5 protein-coding genes are annotated in these 5519 nt (G+C 72.3%); 4 read left to right on the forward strand and 1 reads right to left on the reverse strand.

Features of this window, described 5'->3' with window-relative positions:
- Positions 1 to 6: 6 nt before the first annotated feature.
- Positions 7 to 753 carry a FadR/GntR family transcriptional regulator gene (locus WH07_RS34395; protein ID WP_046508874.1) on the reverse strand — a complete coding sequence of 249 codons (747 nt, stop codon included), beginning with the start codon at positions 751 to 753 and terminating at the stop codon, positions 7 to 9.
- A 233-nt stretch (positions 754 to 986) separates the two neighbouring features.
- On the opposite strand from WH07_RS34395, the gene WH07_RS34400 reads away from it, so the two are divergent.
- The 4 genes from WH07_RS34400 to WH07_RS38490 form a co-directional block, all read left to right on the forward strand.
- Complete coding sequence (locus WH07_RS34400; protein WP_046508876.1) at positions 987 to 2303, forward strand: SLC13 family permease; 1317 nt, start codon at positions 987 to 989, stop codon at positions 2301 to 2303.
- A gap of 35 nt (positions 2304 to 2338) precedes the next feature.
- Positions 2339 to 3781, forward strand: a complete 1443-nt coding sequence (locus WH07_RS34405) for an acyl-CoA synthetase (RefSeq protein WP_046508877.1) — start codon at positions 2339 to 2341, stop codon at positions 3779 to 3781.
- Entirely contained in the window at positions 3774 to 5225 is a 1452-nt protein-coding gene (locus WH07_RS34410) for a carboxyl transferase domain-containing protein (protein WP_408645984.1), read from the forward strand. The genes WH07_RS34405 and WH07_RS34410 overlap by 8 nt, the downstream gene beginning before the upstream one ends.
- Before the next feature lie 123 nt (positions 5226 to 5348).
- Positions 5349 to 5519, forward strand: a 171-nt coding sequence (locus tag WH07_RS38490) for a DUF2510 domain-containing protein (protein WP_157877491.1), incomplete at its 3' end; no start/stop codon positions are given.

A 5519-nucleotide genomic window follows, 5' to 3' on the forward strand; every position in this document is an offset into this window, starting at 1 on the left:
GGCTGGTCAGGGGGCTTCGGAGGGGTTCTGGGGCGGGACCGTGGGATGGGTGCCGTCGTCCGGGTTCCAGTCCAGCAGGCGCACCTTCGCCACGGTTTGCACATGGCGACGCATCGCGGCCGCGGCCGCCTTGCCGCGACCGGCCTCGATCGCTTCGAGGATGGCCCGGTGCTGTGCCAGTGACCGCTTGGGGCGGCCGGGCTGGCGCAGGGACTCGGTACGGCTCTCGGCGATCTGCCCGGCGATCGAGCGCATGAACTCCGCCAGCAGCCCGCTGTGCGCGGCGGCGGTGACCGCCGCGTGGAAGAGCCGGTCGCCCTCCGTTCCGTACCCGCCCGCCTCGATCTCGTCCGTCATCTGGTGCAACGCGTCGTACAGCGCGGCGAGATCCTCTTCCGTGCGCCGCTCGGCGGCGAGTTCGGCGAGCTTGGTCTCCAGCGCCTCACGCGCCTCCAGCACCTCGGGGAGCAGACGCTTGCGCTCCACCAGCCGCTCGACCGGCTCCGGATCGAGGCCGTTCCTCGCCAGATAGGTGCCGCCGCCGTGCCGTACCTCGACCAGGCCCTGGACCTCCAGGACGACTATCGCCTGCTTGACGGAGGCCCGGCTGACCCCGAGGCGCTGCGCCAGCTCCCGTTCGGCCGGCAGCCGGTCACCGGCGCCGAGGTTCCCCTCGATGACATAGCCGCGCAGCCGGTCGAGGACCTGTTCGTACAGCCGCGGCCGGGTCATCGGCCGCAGTGCGTCGGACATCCGGACCCACCATCCCTGCCCTCTTGGGCCTTTGGGCTCTGAGTGCGTCAGCGTACAGCGTGGTCCAGTGGCTGAGCCAATTCGTGTCCGGTCCCTTGACGGTCGCGGCGGCCGACGGCCAATGTGGTTCAGCCACTTGGCCACTGAGCCACTGAGCCACTGGGCCAGTCATCCAGTTGTCACGGCTGGTCAGTTCTTCCGCGTACCAGGGACCCAGGGACGGGAGCCCCGCCATGTCCGCCGAACTCATATCGATCCTTGTCCTGGTGGCGGTCTTCGTGATCGCCACCACCCGCTCCATCAATATGGGCGCGCTCGCCTTCGCCGCGGCCTTCGGCGTCGGTGAGCTGGTCGCCGGCCTCGACGCGGACGGTATCTTCGCCGGCTTTCCCGGTGATCTCTTCGTGGTGCTCGTCGGTGTCACCTGTCTCTTCGCCATCGCCCGCGCCAACGGCACCACGGACTGGCTGGTCCACGCGGCGATCCGGCTGGTCCGCGGCCGGATCGCGCTGATCCCCTGGGTGATGTTCGCGGTCACCGGCGCGCTGACCGCGATCGGGGCCGTCTCCCCGGCCGCCGTCGCGATCGTGGCGCCGATCGCACTCAGCTTCGCCGCCCAGTACGGGATCAGCCCGCTGCTGATGGGCGCGATGGTCGTTCATGGTGCGCAGGGTGGCGGGTTCTCGCCGATCAGCATCTACGGTTCGATCGTCAACGGCATCGTGGAGCGCGAGAAGCTGCCGGGCAGCGAACTCACCCTGTTCCTGGTGTCGTTGGCGGCCAACCTGGTCATCGCCGCGATCGTCTTCGTACTGCTGGGCGGGCTCAGGCTCACCGGCGGACGGACCGGCGGTGCGGACCGGCCCGGCAAGAAGCCCGGCGAGAAACCCGGCCGGACGGACCGGGCCGCTGACCCGGCCGCTGACCGGGCGGGCGCGCCGGAGCATGTCCGCCTCACCCCCGCCCGTACCGCCACCCTCGCCGCCCTGGTCGCGCTCGTTGTCGCCGTCCTCGGTTTCGACCTGGACGCCGGGCTCTCCGCCATCACCCTCGCCGTCCTGCTCAGCGCCTGCTGGCCGGAGACCAGCCGCCGGGCCGTCGGCGCCATCGCGTGGCCCACCGTGCTGCTCATCTGCGGAGTCCTCACCTACGTCGGCGTCCTGGAGGAGATGGGCACCATCGACTACGCGGGCAACGCCGTCGGCGACATCGGCATCCCGCTGCTCGCCGCCGTCCTGCTCTGCTACATCGGCGCGGTCATCTCGGCCTTCGCCTCCTCCGTCGGCATCATGGGCGCGCTGATCCCGCTCGCCGTACCGTTCCTCGCCCAGGGCGAGATCGGCGCGGTCGGCATGGTCGCGGCGCTCGCGGTCTCCGCGACCGTCGTCGACGTCAGCCCCTTCTCGACCAACGGCGCCCTGGTGCTGGCGGCGGCGCCCGATGTCGACCGCGAGCGTTTCTTCCGGCAGTTGATGGTGTACGGAGGGATCGTGGTGGCGGTGGTACCCGCTGCCGTCTGGCTCGTCCTGGTCGTGCCAGGCTCCGTCTGACCGGTCAGACTCGTCGACAGCAAGGAGAACGACGCGTGTCCCCTCTCTTCCCGGCCCTCGCCGCGCGCGCGGCGCGGCCCGCCCTGCGGTTCGGCGACCGTACGCTCACCCATGCCGAACTGGCCGACGCGGCAGGCGCGTTGGCCGTCCGGATCAGCGGTGCGCGGCGGATCGCCGTCTGGGCCACGCCCACCCTCGGCACGGCCGTGGGCGTCGTGGCAGCGCTGCTGGCCGGGATCCCCGCCGTACCGGTCAATCCCCGGAGCGGCGAGCGCGAACTGGCGCACATCGTCAACGACAGCGCCCCCTCGCTCGTCGTCGCGGAACCGGGAGTCGTACTCCCTCCGGCGCTCGCCGTCCTCGACCGTGTGGACGCCATCGGCGCACCGGGCGGGGCGCCCGCCGGACCGTTCCCCGAGCACGCGCCGGAGTCGCCCGCGCTGATCGTCTACACCTCGGGCACCACCGGCCCGCCGAAGGGCGCGGTCCTGCCGCGCCGGGCCCTCACCGCCACCCTGGACGCGCTGGAGGACGCCTGGCAGTGGACCGCCGACGACGTCCTCGTCCAGGCTCTGCCCCTTTTCCATGTGCACGGGCTGATCCTGGGCATCCTCGGGCCGCTGCGGCGCGGCGGATCGGTGCGCCATCTCGGCCGGTTCGACACCGAAGGCGTCACCCGCGAACTCTCCTCGGGAGCCACGATGCTGTTCGGCGTACCGACCATGTACCACCGTATCGCCGAGGCACTCCCCGGCGATCCCGCGCTCGCCAAGGCCCTGTCGGGGGCACGGCTGCTGGTGTCCGGATCCGCCGCGCTGCCCGTCCACGACCATCAGCGGATCACCGCGGCGACCGGCCGCCGTGTCATCGAGCGATACGGCATGACCGAGACCCTGATGAACACCAGTGTGCGCGCCGACGGCGAGCCGCGCGCCGGGACGGTCGGGGTGCCGTTGCGCGGCGTGGAACTGCGGCTGGTCGACGAGTCCGGCGATCCGGTCGAGGCGTACGACGGGGAGACGGTCGGCGAGATCCAGGTCCGCGGCCCGAACCTGTTCACGGAGTATCTGAACCGGCCCGACGCGACCCGGGAGGCCTTTGTCGACGGCTGGTTCCGCACCGGGGACATGGCGATCCGCGACCCCGACGGCTATGTCCGTATCGTCGGCCGCAAGGCCACCGACCTGATCAAGAGCGGTGGTTACAAGATCGGCGCCGGGGAGATCGAGAACGTCCTGCTGGAGCATCCGGGGGTACGGGAGGCCGCCGTGACCGGCGAGCCGGACGCCGACCTGGGCGAGCGGATCGTGGCCTGGATCGTCCCCGCGCGGGCCGAAGCGCCGCCGTCCGCCGAGGAGTTGGCGGACCATGTGGCGGCGCAGCTCGCCGTGCACAAGCGACCGCGCACGGTGCGCTATCTGGATGCCCTGCCCCGCAACGACATGGGGAAGATCATGAAGCGGGCACTCCATGGCTGAGCGGATCACCGCGCGCCAGGCGATCGCCGCTGTCGTCGGCGAGGACGCATCGGTCGGCGGGGATACACCGGCCGGTGAGGGTGCAATGGACGGCGAGGGCGCGCCGGCCGGTGCGGGCGCATTGGCCGGTGCGGGAGGTGCCTTCACCGAACTGCCCGTGCCGGAGGGGGAGTCCGTGCCGGACGGGCCGCTCGGGTGGGAGGGGTACGACGTCGTGCGCGCCCGCGCTCAGGACCGCACCGGCGAGCAGGAGTCCGTCGTCTGCGGCACCGGCCGGATCGGTGCCACCGAAGTGGTGCTGATCTCCTTCGAGTTCGGCTTTCTGGGCGGCTCGCTGGGCGAGCGCACGGGCGATCGGCTGGAGGCCGCGTACTCCCTCGCGCGCGAACGCCGGCTGCCGGTGGTCTCGTTGATCGCCACCGGCGGCAGCAGGATGCAGGAAGGGATGCGCGCGCTGCTCCAACTCCAGCGGGTGGCACGGCAGTCAGCGCTCACCCGCGCGGCCGGGCTGCCCCAGTTCGCGGTGGTGCGCGACCCGACGACCGGCGGTGGCTGGGCCACACTGGGCGCGGGCGCCGATGTCGTACTGGCGCTGCCGGGAGCCCAGATCGGCTTCGCGGGGTCGCGCGTACGGCCGGCCGATGCCGACCCGTACGCCTATACGGCCGAGGCACAGCTCGCCGCGGGGCATATCGACGCGGTGGTGCCCCCGGGCGAGTTGCGCGCCACGGCCGGGCGCTGGCTGACGCTGCTGACAGGCGGCGGCGCGGGCGCACAGGACGCTGTGCCGCCGCCCGCACCGCCGCCTGCCGCCCTTGGCCGCGGAGAGCTGCCGGCCACCGGGTGGGACGCGGTAGTCCGCGCCCGTTCGCCCGAACGGCCGCGTGCCGAGGCGTACTTGGACGCGTACTTCACCGAGCGCGAGGCGATTGTCGGTGACCGCTGCGGCGGTACGGACCCGGGGATGCTGTGCGGGTTCGGCCGTCACGACGGGCGGACCGTCGCGTACGCCGCGCAGTGCGGCACCCCCACCCTCCCGTCGGGCTATCGCACCGCGGCCCGGCTGATCCGCCTCGCCGGCCGGCTGGGCATCCCCGTACTGACCCTGGTGGACACCCCCGGTGCGGCCAACGACGCCGAGGCGGAGCGCAGGGGTGCGGGCGCCGCCATCGCGGACCTCTTCGCGGCCGTGGCCACCGCCCCGGTGCCGCTCACCACCCTGCTGATCGGCGAGGGCGGCTCGGGCGGGGCGCTTGCGCTGTCGGCGCCGGACAACACCTGGGCCACGCCCGACAGTTACTTCTCGGTCATCGCGCCCGAACTGGCCACGGCGATCCTCAAGCGTTCCCCCGACCGGACCCGCGCGACGGCCGACCAGCTCCGGCTGCGCCCCCAGGACCTGGTGTCGCTCGGTGTGGTACGCGGGATCGTGCCGCCGGGATAGGCCACGCTCCGTGGACATGGGCGGGCAGGTCGTGGTGCGTCGCGGGCGGTCGTGACAGGTCGCGGCGGGGATTCTCATGGGGCTCTCACCAGTCGTTCAGACAATATGCTTAGGCTGAGACGCGTGACATACACAACTCCGCCGGGCTGGTATCCGGATCCAGGGCACTCGGGCGACGGCCCCCAGCAGGAACGTTGGTGGGACGGTTCAGCCTGGACCGATGAACTCCGCGCCGCGTCCACCGCGGAGTGGGCACCGCCGACCGCCCCCGCCTTCCCCGGAACGCCCCCGTAC

Origin of the sequence: Streptomyces odonnellii, from assembly GCF_000981895.1 — a bacterium.
In the GTDB taxonomy this organism is placed as follows: domain Bacteria; phylum Actinomycetota; class Actinomycetes; order Streptomycetales; family Streptomycetaceae; genus Streptomyces; species Streptomyces odonnellii.